This is a genomic window from uncultured Arcobacter sp. (genome assembly GCF_937982575.1).
Lineage (GTDB): Bacteria > Campylobacterota > Campylobacteria > Campylobacterales > Arcobacteraceae > Arcobacter.
This window is the reverse complement of sequence record NZ_CALJLR010000028.1, coordinates 372,073-392,764: the sequence shown is the minus strand read 5'-3', so window position 1 is coordinate 392,764 and position 20,692 is coordinate 372,073. Positions and strand designations below refer to the sequence as shown.

General features: G+C 27.6%; 24 protein-coding genes and 1 pseudogene. 10 read left to right on the top strand and 15 right to left on the bottom strand.

Features of this window, described 5'->3' with window-relative positions:
- Window positions 1-20: 20 nt before the first annotated feature.
- Together Q0617_RS15160 and Q0617_RS15155 are read left to right on the top strand one after the other, a co-directional pair.
- Entirely contained in the window at window positions 21-407 is a 387-nt protein-coding gene (locus Q0617_RS15160; protein WP_298754607.1) for a thioredoxin family protein, read from the top strand.
- Window positions 404-997, top strand: coding sequence for a pentapeptide repeat-containing protein (locus tag Q0617_RS15155; protein ID WP_298754605.1), 594 nt, complete (start codon window positions 404-406; stop codon window positions 995-997). Before Q0617_RS15160 ends, Q0617_RS15155 begins: the two co-directional genes overlap by 4 nt.
- Before the next feature lie 21 nt (window positions 998-1,018).
- Here the strand turns inward: Q0617_RS15155 and Q0617_RS15150 are convergent, their stop codons facing one another.
- Window positions 1,019-1,660 carry a thioredoxin domain-containing protein gene (locus tag Q0617_RS15150; RefSeq protein ID WP_298754603.1) on the bottom strand — a complete coding sequence of 214 codons (642 nt, stop codon included), beginning with the start codon at window positions 1,658-1,660 and terminating at the stop codon, window positions 1,019-1,021.
- A 125-nt stretch (window positions 1,661-1,785) separates the two neighbouring features.
- Here Q0617_RS15150 and Q0617_RS15145 point away from each other — a divergent pair, with 125 nt between their 5' ends.
- From Q0617_RS15145 to Q0617_RS15130, 4 genes are all read left to right on the top strand, one after another.
- Window positions 1,786-2,457, top strand: coding sequence for a class I SAM-dependent methyltransferase (locus Q0617_RS15145; RefSeq protein ID WP_298754600.1), 672 nt, complete (start codon window positions 1,786-1,788; stop codon window positions 2,455-2,457).
- Entirely contained in the window at window positions 2,454-2,642 is a 189-nt protein-coding gene (locus tag Q0617_RS15140; RefSeq protein ID WP_298754598.1) for a hypothetical protein, read from the top strand. Before Q0617_RS15145 ends, Q0617_RS15140 begins: the two co-directional genes overlap by 4 nt.
- A 198-nt stretch (window positions 2,643-2,840) precedes the next feature.
- On the top strand, window positions 2,841-3,059 hold the full coding sequence (locus Q0617_RS15135; protein ID WP_013135109.1) for a cold-shock protein: 219 nt from the start codon (window positions 2,841-2,843) through the stop codon (window positions 3,057-3,059).
- Between the two features lie 253 nt (window positions 3,060-3,312).
- Complete coding sequence (locus tag Q0617_RS15130) at window positions 3,313-3,795, top strand: S-adenosylmethionine--2-demethylmenaquinone methyltransferase (protein WP_298754593.1); 483 nt, start codon at window positions 3,313-3,315, stop codon at window positions 3,793-3,795.
- Between the two features lie 75 nt (window positions 3,796-3,870).
- Here Q0617_RS15130 and Q0617_RS15125 read toward each other — a convergent pair.
- Window positions 3,871-5,277: pseudogene (locus Q0617_RS15125) on the bottom strand (methyl-accepting chemotaxis protein); the annotation flags it as partial.
- A 1,364-nt stretch (window positions 5,278-6,641) separates the two neighbouring features.
- Between Q0617_RS15125 and Q0617_RS15120 the strand changes: the two are divergent.
- Entirely contained in the window at window positions 6,642-8,018 is a 1,377-nt protein-coding gene (locus tag Q0617_RS15120; protein ID WP_298754591.1) for a PhoH family protein, read from the top strand.
- 17 nt (window positions 8,019-8,035) lie between these two features.
- Here the strand turns inward: Q0617_RS15120 and Q0617_RS15115 are convergent, their stop codons facing one another.
- A complete protein-coding gene (locus tag Q0617_RS15115; protein WP_298754589.1) occupies window positions 8,036-8,155 on the bottom strand; it encodes a FeoB-associated Cys-rich membrane protein in 120 nt (39 codons plus the stop codon).
- 120 nt (window positions 8,156-8,275) lie between these two features.
- Between Q0617_RS15115 and Q0617_RS15110 the strand changes: the two genes are divergently transcribed.
- On the top strand, window positions 8,276-9,973 hold the full coding sequence (locus Q0617_RS15110; RefSeq protein ID WP_298754586.1) for an HD domain-containing protein: 1,698 nt from the start codon (window positions 8,276-8,278) through the stop codon (window positions 9,971-9,973).
- 66 nt (window positions 9,974-10,039) lie between these two features.
- Window positions 10,040-10,843 carry an ion transporter gene (locus tag Q0617_RS15105; protein ID WP_298754584.1) on the top strand — a complete coding sequence of 268 codons (804 nt, stop codon included), beginning with the start codon at window positions 10,040-10,042 and terminating at the stop codon, window positions 10,841-10,843.
- A gap of 18 nt (window positions 10,844-10,861) precedes the next feature.
- Here Q0617_RS15105 and Q0617_RS15100 read toward each other — a convergent pair whose 3' ends face one another.
- From Q0617_RS15100 to Q0617_RS15070, 7 genes are all read right to left on the bottom strand, one after another.
- Window positions 10,862-11,149, bottom strand: a complete 288-nt coding sequence (locus Q0617_RS15100; protein ID WP_298754582.1) for a peptidylprolyl isomerase — start codon at window positions 11,147-11,149, stop codon at window positions 10,862-10,864.
- 14 nt (window positions 11,150-11,163) lie between these two features.
- On the bottom strand, window positions 11,164-12,132 hold the full coding sequence (locus Q0617_RS15095) for a GGDEF domain-containing protein (protein WP_298754580.1): 969 nt from the start codon (window positions 12,130-12,132) through the stop codon (window positions 11,164-11,166).
- 69 nt (window positions 12,133-12,201) lie between these two features.
- Window positions 12,202-13,560 (bottom strand): ATP-dependent RNA helicase DbpA, encoded by a 1,359-nt coding sequence (gene dbpA / locus Q0617_RS15090; protein WP_298754577.1) that lies wholly within the window; start codon window positions 13,558-13,560, stop codon window positions 12,202-12,204.
- Window positions 13,561-14,100: a DedA family protein gene (locus tag Q0617_RS15085; RefSeq protein WP_298754575.1), complete on the bottom strand. Its 540-nt coding sequence runs from the start codon at window positions 14,098-14,100 to the stop codon at window positions 13,561-13,563.
- A gap of 33 nt (window positions 14,101-14,133) precedes the next feature.
- The gene (locus tag Q0617_RS15080; RefSeq protein ID WP_298754573.1) at window positions 14,134-15,045 is read right to left on the bottom strand and encodes a biotin-dependent carboxyltransferase family protein; all 912 of its coding nucleotides are present in this window, start codon (window positions 15,043-15,045) and stop codon (window positions 14,134-14,136) included.
- Window positions 15,042-15,716 carry a 5-oxoprolinase subunit PxpB gene (gene pxpB / locus Q0617_RS15075; protein ID WP_298754571.1) on the bottom strand — a complete coding sequence of 225 codons (675 nt, stop codon included), beginning with the start codon at window positions 15,714-15,716 and terminating at the stop codon, window positions 15,042-15,044. Before pxpB ends, Q0617_RS15080 begins: the two co-directional genes overlap by 4 nt.
- A complete protein-coding gene (locus Q0617_RS15070) occupies window positions 15,716-16,450 on the bottom strand; it encodes a 5-oxoprolinase subunit PxpA (RefSeq protein ID WP_298754569.1) in 735 nt (244 codons plus the stop codon). Before Q0617_RS15070 ends, pxpB begins: the two co-directional genes overlap by 1 nt.
- A gap of 90 nt (window positions 16,451-16,540) precedes the next feature.
- On the opposite strand from Q0617_RS15070, the gene Q0617_RS15065 reads away from it, so the two are divergent.
- Window positions 16,541-17,212 (top strand): TIGR00730 family Rossman fold protein, encoded by a 672-nt coding sequence (locus Q0617_RS15065; RefSeq protein WP_298754567.1) that lies wholly within the window; start codon window positions 16,541-16,543, stop codon window positions 17,210-17,212.
- Here the strand turns inward: Q0617_RS15065 and Q0617_RS15060 are convergent, their stop codons facing one another.
- The 5 genes from Q0617_RS15060 to Q0617_RS15040 all read right to left on the bottom strand — a co-directional run bounded on the left by Q0617_RS15060 (window position 17,213) and on the right by Q0617_RS15040 (window position 20,679).
- Window positions 17,213-17,644 (bottom strand): hypothetical protein, encoded by a 432-nt coding sequence (locus Q0617_RS15060; protein ID WP_298754564.1) that lies wholly within the window; start codon window positions 17,642-17,644, stop codon window positions 17,213-17,215. It lies immediately after the preceding gene.
- Window positions 17,645-17,797: 153 nt separating this feature from the next.
- Window positions 17,798-18,409, bottom strand: a complete 612-nt coding sequence (locus Q0617_RS15055; RefSeq protein ID WP_298754562.1) for a hypothetical protein — start codon at window positions 18,407-18,409, stop codon at window positions 17,798-17,800.
- A gap of 35 nt (window positions 18,410-18,444) precedes the next feature.
- Window positions 18,445-19,014, bottom strand: a complete 570-nt coding sequence (locus tag Q0617_RS15050) for a hypothetical protein (RefSeq protein ID WP_298754560.1) — start codon at window positions 19,012-19,014, stop codon at window positions 18,445-18,447.
- Between the two features lie 88 nt (window positions 19,015-19,102).
- Window positions 19,103-19,924, bottom strand: a complete 822-nt coding sequence (locus Q0617_RS15045; RefSeq protein ID WP_298754558.1) for a LysR family transcriptional regulator — start codon at window positions 19,922-19,924, stop codon at window positions 19,103-19,105.
- Between the two features lie 11 nt (window positions 19,925-19,935).
- Window positions 19,936-20,679, bottom strand: coding sequence for a sulfite exporter TauE/SafE family protein (locus tag Q0617_RS15040; RefSeq protein WP_298754556.1), 744 nt, complete (start codon window positions 20,677-20,679; stop codon window positions 19,936-19,938).
- Window positions 20,680-20,692: the final 13 nt, after the last annotated feature.

The window sequence follows — 20,692 nt, the reverse complement described above, 5'->3', positions numbered from 1 at the left end:
AGATATAAAAAGGAGTCAAAATGTTTAAATTTTTTGCAATATTATTTATTACTTTTCTTTCATTAAATGCAGCAAGTATTAATTGGGAAAAGAATTATGAAGATACGATAAAAAAGGCGAAAGAACAAAATAAGCCAATCTTCGTAATGGTCAGTTCTCCAACTTGTCCAGAGTGTAACTACATGAAAAAACATGTTTTTACAAAAGAGGAAATTAAAAACTTCGTTAATAAAAATTTTATCTCATATCAATTTGATATAAGTGACAAAAATATTCCAAAGCAGATGCAGTTTTGGGGAATACCAAGATTTTACTTTTCAATGGATGGAGAAAATGTTTATAACAAAACTATGGGTGGCTTAAAAGCTGACAAGTTTATAACGCTTATGAAGGAGAGTAAAAAATGAAAAACCTACTATTTTTAGTTTTTTGTGTTTCTTTTCTTTTTTCATATGATAATGTAGAACTTGAAAAATTCAAAAAAACACTTATTTGTGAAGAGTGTGATTTATCAGGTGCAAACCTGTCGAATATGGACCTAGGAGGTGCAAATTTAGCTGGGTCTAATTTATCAGGTGCGAATTTATCAAAATCAAATTTTGCCAAAGCCATTTTATGGGGAACAAGAATTGAAAACGTTAAAGCAATTGATTCAAACTTTTTTAGAGTAAATTTTGAAAGTTCAATAATTAAAAACTCAACTTTTGATAGAAGTATTTTAAAAGGTGCTAATTTACAACTTACAGAATTGGAAAATATCTCTTTTGTAGGAACAAATCTTTGGGGAGTACAATTTAACGAAGCAGTTATTAGTAATGTGGATTTTTCATCTTCAAGAATAGCAGATGCAAGATTTGTTGATGTGGATTTAACTACTTCAAACCTAAGTGATGTTTTGGCTTTTGGTGCACAGTTCAATGGAGTTAGTTTACTAAAAAAAGATTGTGATTATTTAAAAAATGAAGATGTTAAGTTTATAAATACAGAATGTCAATAAAAGATACTTTTAAAGTATCTTTTATAACTCAGACTCGATTAGTTTATTTAAATTATCTAAACTTAACTCTTGAATAAGTTTTCCATTTACAAAAAATGATGGAGTTTTTCTTACATTTAAAACTCTTGCATCACTTAAGTCTTGTTCTACAATCTTATCTATAAATATATCATCCATACTTGCAGACAATCTTTTCATATCTAAAAGGTTAGATCTTTCTAAAACTATCCAAAGGTTTCTTGGGTTTACAACATGTCCATCTATCCATTGAGCTTGAGTATTAAACATTAACTCTAAAGTCTCATTAAAAAGATTTTGAGCCCTTGCTCCTTCTAGCATTTTTACAGCATAGTTTGAATTTTGATGAAAAGGTGCATACCTTACAACCAATTTAATATCATCTTTATGTTTTTTCAATATCCCTTTTACATATGGATAATAGTAAGCACAAGCACCACAAGCTGGATCAAAAAACTCTACTAATTGAACTTTTGCATCTTTTGGTCCAATAACTAAAGAGTAATCTCTTTGAAAGAGTTCTGCATTTTCATTTGATATTTTTTTATATGAATCTGTTTTATTTTGTTTATAAAAATATCCACCTATTAAAAACAGTCCTATTAAAATGGCAACTGAAACTATAACAACTTTTTTATTTTGCATTTTTTCTCCTAATTTTCATATTCTAATATTAATAGATTAATGAAACATAAATATATTTTTTTAAAAGTTAAAATTATACTAATAAAAACTTATTTTTTATAAAATAAAAAATATTAGGAGTTGAAATGGAAATATTTGATCCAATAGAATACAAACAGATGGTTAAAGAGTATCAAGATAATGATAAACCACTAGATTGGTTTGATACTATTTATAAAATTGCTAATGGCGATTATAAAAAAGTATTCTGGGCTGATTTAGAACCCAATCCTTATTTAATGGATTGGATAAAAAACCATCCAATAAAAAAACAAAATCCTAAAGCTATTGTTGTAGGATGTGGAGTTGGTGATGATGCCCAAGCTTTAAGTCAACTTGGATTTGAGGTAACTGCATTTGATATAGCACCAACAGCAATAGAACTTTGTAAAAAAAGATACCCTAATTCAAAAGTAAACTATTTAGTTGCAAATCTTTTTGAATATGATAATTCATGGTTCCAAAATTTTGATTTAGTTTATGAGTGTAATACCATTCAAGTTTTACCAGGAGTTTATAGAACAAAAGCAAGAGTAGCAATATCTAATTTAGTTTGTAAAAATGGTTATGCTTTAGTTTCTTGTAGAAGTAGAGAAAAAAGTAGACAAAAAGATGATATACCTCTACCTTTAGATAAAGATGAAATAGACCAGTTTGTTCTAAGTGATAAATTAAAAGAAATTAGTTTTTTAGCTTATGATGATGAGCAAGTTCCTAGCGTTCCTCATTTTTTTGCAGTATATAAAAGAGTATTATGATAAAAAATATATTAAAAATAATTAAGTCAATTTTTATAAAAGAGAAGACTTTTCCTTGTATTGTGTGGGATGGAAAGAAAATGAGCTATTTAAACTTAACAAATTCTAAAATAAAAGAGATAGAAGAATCCCCTGAATATGAGGGATGGAGTGTAATAATTGACGAAGAAAGAGTTAAATTGTAATTTTTATGCTTAAAACTTGCATTTAAATTTTATTTTTGCTATACTGTTTTTTATGAAGATGGTTTCGAGTTTCATCTTTGGCTTTTTTTATTGAAAACTGTTTACAAGTATACAAATAATCTACCATAAAGAACACTCAAATTTATATTTTCTACCACTTTAGCAATAAAGTATATTTTAAACAACAAAGGAAACTGCATGGCAGATTTAGTAAACGGAACAGTAAAATGGTTCAACAGTGAAAAAGGTTTTGGATTTATCGAACAAGAAAACGGTGGAAAAGATGTATTCGTACATTATAGACAAATTAACAGTACTGGATACGGAAGAGTATCTTTAAACGAAGGTCAAAAAGTAACTTTCGAAGTAGCTGAAGGTCAAAAAGGTCCACAAGCTGAGAACGTAACAGCTTTATAATAATAAATTAATTTACTATTATATTTAAGGTTAGTCTTTTAGACTAGCCTTTTTTTATCTCTTTTTTCTACTTATCTCTTAAGTTTATTTTTATTTAACTCAATAAATACAATACAATATCTAAAATTATGTTTCTTTTTGTAGCATTTTTGCTTTTTTACTTGCAAATTCTTAAATTTTTTTAAGTTGTACATATAATGTACACTTTATTTATATAAACTCCCAACTTCAATAATAATTTAAAGGGGAAAAAATGATTTTTGATACTGCTGATTTATGTGATGATAATCAGGACAAAAAGATAGAAGTACTATCCAATGAATATAAAAACTATGGAGGACTTAAAAAATGTGCAGGGGAAATTGTTACTATTAAACTAGATAAAAGTAACTGGGAACTATTAGAGATGTTAAGAGATGAAAATGGAGAAGGAAAAGTTGTAGTTGTAGATAATGCTAGATATTTTTTTGGAGTTGTTGGGGATAAACTTATGGCATTTGCTAAAAAAAATAATTGGCAAGCTATTATTATAAATGGTTATGTTAGAGATACTTCTTATACAAAAGATATAGATGTTGCTTTATATGCTATTGGAACTTGTCCATTAAGAAATTTTGAAAAAACACCTTCATCAAGAGGAAATCAACTAAGTTTTGGTGGAGTTACTTTTAATGAGGGTGATTATTTATATGCAGATTCTGATGGAGTTATTATTTCAAGAGAAAAACTTATTTAACAAAGGAGAGTTTAAAAACTCTCCCAATCACCTTTTTCTTCTTTTTTACCTACTTCAATAGAGTTACTTTCATGGTTATCTTTTAATTTTCTCATTTTCTTCTTTTTTACCTACTTCAATAGAGTTACTTTCATGGTTATCTTTTAATTTTCTCATTTTCTTCTTTTTTCTACCTTTAACATCATCTTTACCTATAAACTCTTTTGAGTTTGCATTACTTACAACTAATTTTGATATTTCATCTGTAATCATAGCAATTTCGTTTGACTCAGCAGCTACAATTGCATTTTCTTGTGTTTGTCTATCTAAATTTGTTACTGCATCATTTATTTGCTCTATTCCATTGAGTTGCTCTTTACTTGCCATTTCAATATCAGCAATTAATCCTATAGTTTGAGTAATATCTTTATTTAAATTCTTATAACCATTTATCATATCATCAGCAATATTTTTACCCTCATTTGCTTTAGATGTAGCAATCTCTACTATTGTTTTAATCTCACGTGCCGCCTCTGCACTTCTTGTTGCAAGGTTTCTAACTTCTTGGGCAACTACTGCAAAGCCTTTTCCAGCCTCACCTGCTGTTGCTGCTTCAACGGCAGCATTAAGTGATAGAATATTTGTCTGGAAAGCAATTTGATCAATAACACCAATTGCTTCATTTATAGAACTAACTTGTTTATTTATATCATCCATTGCTATTGTAGTTTTGTTTGCTAAATCTTCTCCATTGTCAGCAGATTTTGTTACATTTGTAGATAGTTGAGACATTTTTGCTATATTTTCAGTATTGTTTCTTATATTTCCAGTTATCTCTTCAATAGCAGCAGCTGTTTGCTCTAAAGATGCTGCAGCTTCACTAGAACTTAGATTCAATTTGTTTACATTTACAAGTAACATATCAGAGCTTTCATCAAGGGTCAATCCATTTCTTTTATTTTCAATTAAAATCTCAGTTATTGAGTCACCTAAATTATTTACCCCATCTGCTAATTTCAATAAATGAACTTGTAGATTTCCACTGTCAACCTTTTCCAAATAGTTATGGTGCGTATATTTTTCTAAAACATTTAAGATATTTTCTATATTGTGTTCTAAATTACTTCCCATATTATTTAAAACATTTTTTAGTTCATTTAGTGCTGGATTATTGGAATCTTTTTTAATTCTTTGTGATAGATCTCCATTTTGAAACTCTCCTAAAACCTTAACTGTTTCAGCTATTAGAATTTTATCCTTCTTTATTGTTTCATCTGTTTTTTTAATATTTTCATTTACCACACTTGACATCTTAGAGATTTCATCATCTCCTCTTTCATCTAGATATTCAACATTTGACACTTCATTATTTAAATACTTAAAAAAGCCTAACAGTCCATTTTGAAACCTATTTAAGGGCTTAATAATAAATCCATTTAGTAAAATTATTGATACAAATATTGTGATAGATAAAACAAGTAAAGATATACCTATCAATATCATATTTAATTGTGTTGCTTGTTCAAAGGCTTCATCACTATTTATTTCAGCAACTACTGCCCATTTTGTATCAAATACATCTAAAGTATCATAAGAACTTAAGACATCCTCTGCATTTATATTTTTTATCTCTTTATGATTTTTACCATTTTTAAAAACATCAAGTGTGGACTCTGTCTTCATTTCAAAAAGAGAAACAGTTGTACTTGAACTTTTAACATCCTTATTTGTTAAACTATCAATAAATCTATAATCATTTCTCATTTTATAGTCACTTCCAACTAAAAATACACTTTCTGTTTTTCCTAAACCTGATTTATCAAACTCATTATTAAAACTCATAATAGAATCAATTTTTGAAGTTGGTAACTGAATAATCAAATTTCCAACTCTTTTACTTTTTCTAAATACTGGTGTTGCTAAAAATGAGGCAGGAGCATTGAGACTTGGTTCATATGGTTTAAAGTCTGAAAATGCTATTTCTCCAGCTTTTAACTTTGAAGCTTTACTATTAACTTCTGCAATTGCACTTTTAGAATAAACTCCTGTATTTATATTTGTGGCAAAATCTTTCTCTTTATAGGCTGAATAAACAATATTGCCTTTTTTATCTACTAAAAAGATATCGTATAAATCAAATTTTTTTAAAACCGTATTAAAAGTATCATGGTATTTTTCATGGGTCATTGTATATGTAGCTGCTAAGACTGTTTCATTTGGCATATCATTTTTATTGCCTATTTGAGCTTCATTTTTTACAATATAGATATATTGTGCAATGATACCACTGTTTGTTTTTGGTAAATACTCTTCTGTCGCTCTTTTATTATCTACATTTGATAGTTCAAAATTTATCTTGTTAAGGTAGTGTGTTTCATAATGATTTATTACTTCAGATTTAACAGTAGCAAAATCTTTTTTTAATATTAAATCTATATCATTTTTTACATCTTCTTCAATTGCTTTATAAAATCTAGAAAAATAATATAATGCATCAGATGTAGAATTACTATTTGCAACTGATATAAGTAGTCCAGATAAAGTATTAAAATAATCTGTGATATGTTGTTTTTTAGACACGACTAATGAGTCAAGTTGAGCTAGCTTTTCTTTTTTTGTAGCTTTTGAAGTCTCTGTAAGGCTTACTAGAAGTAATATAATGGATAAAAGAACTAAACTTGTAACAATTAAACCAATCAACTTATTTCTAATTGATATATTCTTCATTAAAAATTCCTTTTTAAATTTTTTGAAAATACTAACACATAAAATTTGCAGGAAAAGTAAAACATCTGTTACCATTTTGTAATAAATAATTTTTTTATCTATTGTTATTTATATGTAATAAATAAATGCTATAATACTTTATGAAAGAAAAAATATACGTAGTAGATACAAACATTATTCTACAGAACCTACAAAACCTGTATAAAATTAGTGATGATGGCTCTAATGTACTAGTTGTGCCAGAAACTGTTTTATTTGAACTTGAAGATAAAAAAAAGTTAACTAATGAACTTGGATATCAATCAAGAGAGTTTGCTAGACTTCTAGCCAAAATGAAAATAAAAGAAGTTGACCATAAAAGTAATTTTAAGGTGGTAAAGTATTTTAATGATGAACTTCAACTACATGTTATTGCAAAAGATAAATATGAATCTGAAATAGAGCAAGTACACTTAAGTGAAAGCAATGATAAAAGGATAATTGAAGTTGCAAGTGTTGCTCAAGAGTATTATAAGGGTGCTCAAATAATATTTTTATCAATAGATATTTATGCTAGAACATTTGCCCAGTTTAAAGGAATAAAAGCTGAAACTCTGCATGATGATAAATCCATAGTTCCTACATTTCAATTTTTAAAAACTTTAGATTTAGACTCATCAAAGTTTAATTCACTTGATGGGAAACTAATAACATCTTTTGATGAGGAGTACTCTTTTCAAAATTTTGCATATGAATTTAATAGTGAAGATGGGAATAAAGAGTATGCAATTATTACAAATAAAATAATAAATGTTTTAACTGAGAGTGATTTTAAAGCCTTACAAGTAAAACCTGTAAATCTAAAGCAAAAACTATTTTCAAAAGCTATTATCTCTAATATGTTTGATTTATTAGTTATTGATGCAAAAGCAGGAAGTGGTAAGACACTGATGTCAATATCAGCTGCCATGAGACTAATCGATTTAGGATTATATGACAAAATAGTATATGTAAGAAACTCTATTGAATCACTTGATAAGGGTGCTGATATTGGTTTCTTATCAGGAAATGATGAGAAATTTCGTATTTATAATATGGCACTATCTGATACTTTAGAATTTGTAGCAAAAAAACAACTAAAAAAATCAGAAAATAGAGAAAATAAAGAATCAATAGATAGTAAGATATCTGAACTAACTTCAAGGTATTGTATTGAAACTTTATGGCCTGGAGAAGCAAGAGGAAGAACACTTAGTTCTGCTATTGTTATTATGGATGAGTGGCAAAATTCAAGTGAAAAAACTACTCAACTAATCCTTTCAAGACTTGATGAAAGCTGTATGGCTATAGTTATTGGTTCAAATAGACAAATTGATAATTTGTATTTAAATAAATACAATAATGGCTTAACTACACTTTTAAAACAGACAAATATTGAGCACGATGAAATAAAAATGTTTGCAATAGAGCTTGAAAAAGCAGTAAGAGGTAAATTTGCAGAGTTTACTGAGCGAATATTTGAAAATAAGAAAAACTAGTTTATGAAAAAACTGTTCTATTTATTAGAACAGTTTTCTTCATCTGCACAGCCACATCCTCCGCCTTTTTTAAATATTTTTTTCAATATAAAAAAAGCAGCTAAAAAAACAATTGAATAGATTATAATTTTTTCCATATATTAATCCTTTGCATACAAATTACAATATCACAATCTTATTTACAAAATTGTAATTAAATTGAAATAATGTAGTAACATTAAATAAAATTAAGTCATAATTATAGTATAAAAATATTTTTGAGGAAAGGATTTGCTATTCAAAATAGGTTAATCAATGACACAATATATAACCATATAGAGTACACTAGACTAGAAGATTCTATACTTCAAAGTAAGATACTAAGTAGATTGCAGTTTATTACACAAAATGCATTGGCATATTTCTCTTTTCCTTCAATTACAACAAAAAGATTTATTCACTCTTTAGGAACCATGCATGTAAGCTCTTATATGCTAAAAAATGCGCTTTTAAATAGTGATTCAAGCACTAGGGATATGTTTTTAAAAGGCATGAGAAGAGTTATTCAAGATATTATAAAAACAGATAACTTAAATATATCATTTAATGATAGTGCCACATATTTTGATAATAAAGCTTTATATCAATTTACAATTCCAACAAACTCAAAAATCTACAATGAAACATATATAATTACACTGCAGGCTCTAAGATTAGCTGGACTTCTACATGATGTAGGACATCTACCTTTTTCTCATCAAGTTGAAAATGCTTTAAAAAAAGTCTACAATAAAATAAACAATTCAGATGAGATATTACAAAAAGAAAAAGAGTTTAAACTTCTTTATGAAAATATCACATCAAATAGAACACAAGTACTACATGAAGCCATAGGGGAAAACTTTATAGATATATTATTTAATGAAGAACTTATAAAAAATAGTGAATCAAAAGCTGATAGTGATTACCTAAAACTTATACATAAACTTTGTATGTTTATTTTAAAAGAGAAAGTTCATAATAGATTTGATTTTAAAGTCTTGCACTCAATTATTAGTGGTACTATAGATGCGGATAGATTAGATTATATAAATAGAGATATGGTCGCATCTGGATATATTGGTGGTGCAAATGACAATTTACGAATCACTAAACATACAGTTCTTGTAAAAACAAAAAAATCTTTTCAGATAAGCTTTTTTGATATGGGACTTATAGATATAGAACATCTTTTAGAGATGAGATTTAACTTATACAAAAAAGTAATATATAACCATGGTATTGCAAAAACTGATGCTTTATTAGAAAATGTTGTTTTATACCTGTCAAACAAATATTTTAAAAATGGTATGTTTTATGAGAAAAACTCCTCAAATTGTATTGCAATGCTTTGGAATTTTTTAAATGAAAAAAATGATACAAAAAGATTAGATATTGTTTCTATGCTTGATGAAAACTGGCTAATATCACTATTTAAAAAAGAGTATTTTGAGATAAAAAATAAAGATATACAAAGTAATGATGATAAAAAATACCTCAAGTCTTTTGAAGAGGTGCTTTTTGGTAAAAGATTTTTTAGATCTCCTTGGAAAAATCTAAATGAGTTTTATAAAGTCTTAAATTTTTCAAAAATTGAGAGATATAAATTTAGAGAAAGTTTTGGTTATCTTACAAAAAATAAATTTGAAAAGCTTAGTATGGAGCTTGATAATTTTATAAGAAAATGGGAAGCCCAAGAGGAAAATATATTTTTCACTTATCAAATAGTATCTTTTACTTTAGGATTAAATAAAGAGTTTACCTTATATGATGGAGAAGTAATAATCCCTATTGATGAAATATCCACAGTTAGAAAAAGGCTTAAAAAATCTATGTTAAACACTGTACCATTTTATATCTATACAAATAAAAAGGATATGAACTTAACTCTTGCAAAAGAACTAAAAGCAATAGTCTTTAAAATTTTTGAAGAATGATAAAATAAGATAATTTATTAAGAAAATTTAGTTATTATTACGAAAATTATCCTAATAGGAATTATCATGTTTAATAAAATTAAATCATTTGTAGATAGTGGTTTATTTACCAAGTTCATAACCTATTTAATCGTCTTAAATGGTATTACAATGGGATTAGAGACTTCAAAAGAGTTTATGGCTAACTATGGCGATTATGCAATAATTTTTAATCAAATAGTTATTACTATATTTACTATAGAAATAATACTAAGAGTTTATGTTCATAGAATCTCTTTTTTCAAAGATGCTTGGAGTATCTTTGATTTTACAATAGTTGCAATATCTTTAGTTCCTCTAAGTTCAGGCTTTGAGATACTGAGAGTTTTAAGGGTACTAAGATTATTTAGACTTATTACTGTAGTTCCACAAATGAGAAAGATAGTTACAGCTCTAATTAGTGTAATACCGGGAATGTTGTCTGTTATTGCACTTATGACTCTATTTTTCTATATATTTGCAATAATGGCTACTCATCTTTTTTCTGAAACTTTCCCACAATGGTTTGGTACATTGGGAGAATCATTTTATACACTGTTTCAAATTATGACTTTAGAGTCTTGGTCTATGGGAATTGTACGGCCAATAATGGAAATACACCCTTATGCTTGGATTTTCTTTGTTCCTTTTATATTTGTAGTCACTTTTGTAATGATAAATTTAGTTGTAGCTATAATAGTTGATGCAATGGCTATTTTAAATCAAGAAGAAGAAAAACATATAATAGAAGAAGTACAAACAAATGAGCACCATGTAAATGATGAAATTAAAAAATTAAGAGAAGAGATTTTTGAACTAAAATCATTAATAAAGGCAACTGTAAAAAGTTAGCCTTTATATTAAATGATTTTAGTCATTTCGTGAAGTAACTTCAATAAGATGATACCCAAACTGTGTTTTTACAGGACCTTGGATTTCATTTACAGGTGCAGAAAAAACTACATCTTCAAACTCTTTTACCATTTGACCTTTACCAAATGTACCTAAAGCTCCACCAACATCACCTGAAGGACATAAAGAGTACTGTTCAGCAGCCTCCACAAAATCTAAATCACCACTAATAATCTGTTCTTTTACTTGATTACAAATATCTTCATTATCAATTAAAATATGTCTCGCACTTGCTTCAACAGCCATAAATACTCCTTTTTTTAAAATAAATCTACGCAATCAACGCTATTGGGAAAAAACTCTTTTATTTTGCTTCTTCCTAAGTTTCTTGCTTCATACAGTGAGATATCAGCATTTCTTAAAATATCATCTACTGTTTTTGTTTCTTCATCTCTATGGGTAACACCCACACAGATAGTTTTCTTTAAAACATGACCCTCTTGGGATACTTGAACTTCACAAGTAGCAAAAGCATCAATTAGTTTTTGAGCTACATACATAGCATCTTCTTGTTTTGTAATACCAACTAATGCTATCAAGAACTCATCAGAATCTAATCTTACTACCAAGTCTGATTCTCTAACATTTTTTTGTAATATTTCAGCTAAATTAATTAAAACTCTATCACCAATATCATAATCAAACTCATCAATTACTGCTTTAAAATGGTCAATTCCAACCATCAAAAATGATATGTTTTTATTTTCTCTTTTTGCCAAAGGTAAAAGTTTATTTAGATGTTCAACTAAAAACTTTCTGTTGTATACACTAGTCAAAGAATCCTTAAATGTCAACTCTTTTACTAACTCTTGATAAGATACACTGCTAATAAAAGGGGCTACCATATAAAAAAGTGTATTTAAAATACCATCTTTATTTGATAGTTCTTGAAGTTGTTTTTTATCACTACAAACTAGACTAAATGTTATAGTTAGATTTGCATTCATACTTACTTTGTATTGTTTAATTAAAGAACTATTTTCATAAACTTCATCTGGTGAGTTTTGATATGCTATCTCTTTAACATGTTCACTTTCAGAGTAAATTGTAATTTTTAATGATTTTATATTAAAGGTTTCTTCAACCCATTTTTGTAATTTTTCATATATAAGTTTTACTTCTTTTAACTCTCTTAATTCATCATAAAATTTAAGATAAGCATAGATGTCATTATTGAAGCTATTAACTTCCAAAAACTTTTTTATATTATTTACAATTAAATTATTCATCAAATCCCTTGAAAAAACATCCTATTCAATTATTTTACCAATATTATGCTTTTACTTTTAAAATATTTATTATCTATCAAATATTCTAAAAAATTTACCTTTTATTTTTAAAGACTCTAACTCTTTTATTTTTTTCTCAAAGGCATCAACTTTTATTGCTACATAAGAACACATAGGAAGAATTTTTATTTTTCCTATGTCATCTTTATCTAAGCCATTATCTTGAATTAAACATCCCAAAATATCAGCAGGTCTTAGTTTTAATTTTTTTCCACCACTTATATAAATAGTTTTGTATTCAGAAGTTAATTTATACACCTCATCAATCAAACTCTCTTCATCTACATAAACTAACTCTTTATTGTCTTGTAGCTCTTCTACTTTATCTTCATCATAATCATTATATAAAGTTAAAGCAACCCCACTTTTTCCAGCACGTGCAGTTCTTCCTATTCTATGTGTATAAACATTTGTATCATTTGCCATATCATAGTTTATAACCATCTCCACATCATCAATATCAAGTCCCCTACTTGCTACATCAGTTGCTATTAGTATTGGGTATGATTTATTTGAAAAAAGTGTAATAATTTCATCTCTTGTTTTTTGTTCAAAATCAGAGTGTAAAACTAAAGGGTCATATCCCATGTCATATAGGTATGTATCTAGTTCATCACATTTGATTTTAGTATTACAGAAGATTATTACAGAGCTTGGTTTATATGTTGAAAATAGCCTTAATAAAACAGTGTCTTTTCTTGAGGTTTTTATAAACTCTTCTCTTATTGTACTTTCTGTATGCACAGTATCTACACTTTTAAATGTAGGATTGATAAGTATATCTTTTGAAAGCTCTTTTATATTTTCATCATAGGTTGCAGAAAATAGTAGTGTTTGTCGCTGTTTTGGTATAAAGCTTATTACCTTTTCTATATCCTCTAAGAATCCCATGTCTAGCATTCTATCTGCTTCATCTAGTACAAGTGTATCAATATGCTCAGGGTCTAGGTTTTGTTCTCTTAAGTGAAATAACACTCGTCCAGGAGTTCCAACTATCACATGTGCTCCATGGCTTAATGAGTGTGTTTGTCTACTAGATGGAACACCACCACATAAAGTTAATATTTTGATATTGTGTTTATATCTAGCTATTCTTCTTAGTTCTTCTGCTACTTGGTCAGCAAGTTCTCTTGTAGGACATAAGACTAAACACTGTGCTTTGAATTTTTTTACATCTAGTTTGTTTAAAAGCCCTATTCCAAAAGCAGCTGTTTTTCCACTTCCTGTTTTTGCTTTTGCTATTACGTCTTTTCCTTCTAGTATTAAAGGTAAAGACTCTTCTTGGATTTGAGTAAGTGTTTCATAACCTAATGACTTTAGATTCTCTTTTAGCTTATCGTCTATGTTTAATGTATCTATTGCTTGCATTTATATCTTCTTTAAGTAATAAGTAACACCAAGTACAATCATTAAAATAATTGCTACTCCATAATACTTGTATTCTTCTGCATATGTTAAAACAATCTCACCCAATGAATAACTTATACTACCTACTACTACTGCCCAAAGCACTGTTGCTAAAGCATTGTATACTGTAAACTTTTGAAATGAATATTTTGTAAGTCCCATAGCAAGTGGAATCAAAGTTTTTATCCCATATACATACTTTTGTAAAAATACTACAGGAGAACCATATCTTCTCATCCATATATGTGCAAGAGCAACTTTTCTACCATATTTTTTCATTGTATCTCTAGCATAGTTTTTATTTGTCCGTGCCATGTAGAATAAAAACTGATCACCTAAGAAATTTGAACTACCAGCAACTATCATACATACAACTAAATTTAAATCACCTGCATACGATAAAACTCCAGCAATAACAAGCCCTACAAAACCTCCGCCAAATGAATATAAAAAAAGTATTACATATGCTAAATATCCACCATCTCTTATTAAATCTTCCAAATTAATCCTCTATATTTATTAATAGGGAGAATACTATCTAAAATAGTGATAAAAAGCTCTTAACTTCTCTTGTGCCTCTTCTATACTTATGGGTATAAATCTTACTTTATTGTTTGGTTTTGCTTGTGATAAACTAAAACAATCTATACTAAATACACTACCAATCTTTGGATATCCACCTATTGTTTGTCTATCCTTTAATAATATAATTGGCGCTCCATCACTTGGTATTTGAATAGATCCAAAAGATATCCCTTCTGATATGATTCCATTTACATCACAAGTTATTGCTTCACCGCTTAATTTACAGCCCATTCTATTAAACTCATTTGTTATGGTATAGGTACTTGAGAAAAACTTATCTTTTTGCGTTTGAGAGAATCTATCTTCTTGATATGATAGTATTACCCTTAGTGTTAATTCATCTTCATATTTTGGAATAAACTTCTCTTGTAATCTTTTGTTATAATTATTTGAAAAAGGTTTAAAAGGTAAGATATCACCCTTTTTTAATCTATCCCCTTCTAACCCACCAAGACTTTCTTTTATAGTTGTACTATTACTACCAAACTCTTTTTTTATATCAAAGCCACCTTTAACACTTAAGTATACTCTTGCTCCTTGTAGTATTTTTCCTATTTTTAAGATATCTCCACTTTTTATAATATGAGTTTGCCAACACTTTTTAGGTATATCATTTATATAAAATTCACATATTGCACCTGTGATTGCTATTTGAGTATTGGCATGGGCTTTTAAAATAAGATTTGAAAAGGATATCTCTATTGTATTTGTAGTATATGCATTTAAAAGCATTTTATTGGCATATAAAAAGGCGTGTTCATCCATTACCCCTGAATTTGTAACTCCTATATGAGAATAAGAGTATCTTCCCATATCTTGGATAGTTGCTAAGATAGGATTGTTAATTATCTCTAAACTCATATAATCCCACCTTGCAATAAGAAATCCTCTTTTGATATTGGATTAAATTTTACTTTATCCCCTACACTTAAAGGAGATAGTTTTTCTAAACTCTTATCAAATAACTCTATTGCAGTTCGTCCTATAATATTCCAACCACCAGGTGAACTTTGAGGGTAAACTGCTGTTTGAGTATTGGCAATGGCTACTGAGCCCTTTGGTATTTTTTTTCTAGGAGTTGATAATCTAGGAAGAGCTATTTTTTCATCAACACTAGCAAGATAAGCAAAGCCTGGTAAGAATCCTATTGCATATACATCATATAGCTTACTTGAGTGTATATCAATTATTTCGCTAATGCTTAGATTTGTTTTATCACTCATATAAGATAAGTCTAATCCTACCTCTTCTGCATAATAAACATCTATAGTAACTATATTTTCTTTAAAGCTTTTTTCATACTCTAAATTTATATTTTTTTTTAGCAGTTCCACTAAAGATAGATACTCATACTTAAAAATATCATAAGATATATATATTGAGGTATAAGAAGGAATTATTTCTATTAAGCCATCAATATTTAAACCCATCAGACAATGATAAGCCCTCTTTACATCTAAAGCAATTTTTTCATTTATCTCATTGCCAAAATATATAATTAAAGAATCAACAGAAGCAACTTTAAAAATCATTAGTTTAACAATCTACTTGCTATTTTTATAAACTCATAGCTTTTTTCATTGTCTCCGTGTATACATAAAGTATCTGCTTGTAAAAATAGTTTCATACCATTTATACTTGTTATATATCCTCTATCTTTTAGGGTTTCTATTCTCTCTAGGATATCTAATTCATCTGTAATAACTGAATCAGCTTCAACCCTTGAAAGTAATAAACCATCATCTCCATAGTTTCTATCAGCATATACTTCAAACATAAGAGTTATTCCATACAATAAGGCTATTTGTTTATATTCTTCATTTTTTGATGTGGATAGTATTACTAGTTTTATACTTTTATCATATGAGCTAATTGCACTCAAAATTGCTTTAAAAGTTAATTCATCTTTCATCATGTCATTAAAAAGTGCCCCATGGGGTTTTACATAAGTGATACTTTTATCGTAAGTTTTACAAAAGGCATTTAATGCTCCAATTTGATATAAGATAATAGCAACAATCTCTTCAAGCGAACATACTATTTTTCTTCTACCAAAGCCTACTAAATCTTGATATCCTGGATGAGCACCAATTTCAACACTATGTTTACAGGCTAAACTAACAGCTCTACTCATTGTCAAAGGATCTGAGGCATGAAAACCACAAGCAAGATTTGCCATACTAACATAAGGCATTATCTCTTCATCTTTACCCATCTTCCAAATGCCAAAACTCTCACCCATGTCACAATTTAATTTTATATTCATTAACTCACCTAGTAATTTATTGTATTTATTATAACAAATTTTATATTTAAATTATTTTCTTATGTTATTCTAATATAATTATATAAATTAATGAAAGAGTATATTTTGATTGAATGTAGTGAAGAGATAGTTGAAAAAAATAAAATTGCAAATGATTTTAATGAGATAGCAAGTGACTTTAATGATAGTGAAAAGATTTTCAAAGATATTGATAACTGTGTAACATTTTTTGGAAGTGCAAGAATACAACAAGATAATAGGTTTTGTAAATTAGCTGAAAAGTTAGCTTTCAATTTAAATAAAAAAGGTATCAATATAGTAACTGGCGGTGGTGGTGGTATTATGGAGGCAGCTAATAGAGGTGCCTATGATGCAAATACTGCAGAATCTATTGGATTAAATATCATTATTCCAGTTGAACAAAAACTAAATCTTTATACAACAAGAAGTCATACTTTTAACTATTTTTTCTCTAGAAAATACATGTTAGTTAAACACTCCTCAGCTTGTGTAGTATTTCCAGGAGGATATGGAACTCTTGATGAGCTATTTGAGATAATAATTTTAGTTCAAACACAAAAGATAGAAAACCTAAAAATATATCTTTATGATACAGAATTTTGGAAAAATATGCTTATATTTCTTGAAGGTACCCTAGTAAAAGAGAATATGATTAGCATAGATGAGTTAGATATATTAACGTTAAGTGATGATATTGAATTTATTGAAAAAGATATACTAAAACTATTTAATAAAAATTAACTAGTTTTGGTACATGTGGTATTTTTTATTTTCTGCTGAAACTCTTTTTTGTTCATTTTTATAAAACTCTATTGCTTTTTGTTTTATAGTTTCATCTATACTATTTCCTAAATATTCATCTATACAATCACATAAAACTAAAGTATAAACAATACTATTTAATAAAACACCATCTTCATCCCGAGTTAGCTTTGCTAAGTCTATAGAATAAACAGCTTCTTGAAAAGTATAAAATAGTCTCATAGCTCTGTCATCTAACCTATAGGTATAACCTTTGATGTTCAAATAGTTATTGTAGTATTTATCAAAATACTCACTATTTGTTATGTCTATTTTATATTTATCAAAATCATCTTTTAATTTTGATATCTCATTTGCTTCTAATTGTTTGTTTTTATATTGGTATAAAAACTGTGTTAATTCTTCAAACAATAAAGTTTCTCCTTAAATAAAATTTAAATTTAATTTCTAACTTTTTTAAATAGGATATATTTTATCCTATTTACATTACAATTCTTCTGTCATACAAACAAACTTTAGCTTTCCTTGCTATTGTCTCCTTATAAGTAACGGTGATTTTCACCGTTATTTTCTATCTAAAACTTCAACTTCTTTTCCAAAATATCTGAAAAAAACATTATTTTTCACAAGACTATAATCATATTTTATATCTGTTCTTTGTTCATTTAAGTATTTATACTCAAACTCTGGGTCTAGTGTTTTAATTATTTCAGCTGAAAGTTTTCCTCTATTATCAATAATAAGAATATTTCCATTTACTGTATATCTTTCTATAATACTTACATACTTTTCTCCATCTACTTTATATGTAGATATTTCATAGTTTTGTTTTGTAAATCTATCTACTAATTTAAAAGTTTTAAATTTAAGTCTAGTTTTTAACTCATACGTAAAAAATCCATTAGCTGCACCATTCCATTGACAGTTGTTTGCTAATTCTATATTTTCTATAAAAAAGTTACCATATTCTTTACTCTTACCACTTAAAATATAAGTATCAACAGAGCAGCCAGAAAAGGTATTTTCATATTTTACATCTGTAAGAAAGACTTTTTTATTTAAATTTTCTAAAGGGAAACTAAGAGAAGAGTTTTTCATATCATAGTGAAAATTATTTGATACACATGAAGTAAGTAATAATGAGATAATCGAAGCAATAATTAATTTTAAAAACATATTTCATCCTTTCATTTTCTTAATTATACATCAAATCAATCTCCACTTGCATTAAAGTATTGATTTAATGAATTTTGTTTAACTAAACTTATTTCAGCATCTAATTCATACATCTTTTTATCAGTGAACTCATATTTATAATCACTATCTAAAAGGTTTATGAAGTTTTTATAAAGTACACCCTTTTTATCAATTATAAAAACCTCTTTATTTACTTCCCAAATACATATTAAATGTATATAACTATTTTTTGATGTTTTGTATGTAGAGAACTCATAATGACCAAACTCAAATCTCTCTTGTAGTTCTAACTCTTCTTTGATAGTCTTTTGTAATAAACTTACAAAGTAACCACGAGCTAAGCCATTCCAAGAGCAAACAGAATCTAAATGAATATACTCAAAATATATATCAGGATTATTGAAAGTATATGCATCAATAGCATAAGGATCATGTCTAGTCTTTACATCAAACTTATCAAGTGTGAAGTCTATCTTTTCATCATTTGGTAATAAAAAGGATAGCTCAGAACTGTGTGCATTAAAAGTATATATGGGGCTTGACATCTGGTTTAATGAATTAATAATCTTTTTAAAAAAGTTCATAGTGGCTACCTAATACGAAGTTACCATATTATAAGAGAAAAATCTATTATATTCAAGTAATTTGCAAAAAAATTATTAAATTTATATTTTACTCTAAACTTATATCTCTAAGATAGTTTTCAATCATGGGAATAAAGTCTTTTCTACATATCAAATAAGTATCAAGATTAAAATCCATATCAGTAACTTTTAGTTTATCTTGATATCCAAACTTTTCTATTATTTCTCTAGAAAATAGTGCCACACCATAACCTGATTTTACACAAGCTAAAATCAACTCATAATTCTCTAGATTTACTTTTTTATATTTATTTTCATTTTCATCACTTAAATACTTTTCTAAAAATATACGATTTAGACAGCCATTTTTATATGCAAAGATTGTATTCTCTGAAATTTTATCTTTGGGTTCAACTAAGACAATATCTTCTTTGATTATATTTAGTACTTCTATATCTTTGTGATTTGGGTTTCCATTTACAAAGGCAATATCAAGTTTATAATTAAGTAGTTGCTCTATTAAATTTAAACTACTATCAACTACAAAGTCTAGTTTCATATCTGGAAAATCATCATTTACTTTTTCTATAAATTTTGTAAGTCTTATAGTTGTATTTGATTGAGTTGAACCTACTTTTAAAAGCTTTTGATAATCTACATTTCTCATCTTTAAACTAGCTTCTTCAACCTTCTTTACTATATCTACAGCATAAGGATAAAGTTTCTGTCCAGCTAGGGTTAAAACAACTCCCCTATTTGTCCTATGAAACAAATCATAACCCAAACTTTTTTCAAGCTGTTTTATTCTTAAGGTTACATTTGACTGAGTAAAGTTCAACTCTTTTGCACCTAATGATATGCTCTTTGTGTTTGCAACTGCAATAAATACTTTTAATAAATTTGAATCCACTTATATGCCTTTTAAGAATTTAATGTTTGAACAACTAAAATAGAAGCTATGATAAAGAGTAAAACTTTTAATATCTTTGCATAAAATTTTGCATCTATTCTTTTTTTGAGTTTTATTCCAAAAAATAGCCCAATAGAAACAGCGAGCAAACTTAACATAGATATATCAAATGACTCTCTTGTAAATGCCCCATAATACAAAAACACACCCATCTGCCCTATTTTTGTAAAAAGAAAACATAAGTTTGATAGTTGAATAGTATCTTTTTTACTATATTTCATCTCCAAACTGTACATTATCATCAAAGGTGCTACGATGTTTGTAAGACCAGATAAAATACCACCAAAGATACCCAAACCATAAGTTGAAGACTTAGGATATTTTGCCACAAAAGTAGCTTCTATTTTGACCAAAGATTGAAACAGATATACAAAAATAATCAAAGCCAAAAGAAGTTTAAAATAATCAGAGTTAGCAAATATAAGTAAAACAGTACCTATGCAACTTCCTATTACCATAAGAGTTATGATAAACCAAAACTTTTTTAAAGCCTCAAAAAACTTACCCTCACTCATGATACTAACAATATTTACAAGCATAGTAGGAATAAGCATATACATTATAGTAGTTTGTATATCAGTAAACATAGCAACCAAGGGAGTACAAATCATCCCAAAGCCAAAACCAATACCACCATGAACAATAGAAGAGAGAAAAACAATCAAAGCAAAAGCAAGAATAAAATCAAAGTCCATATGACTACCTTTA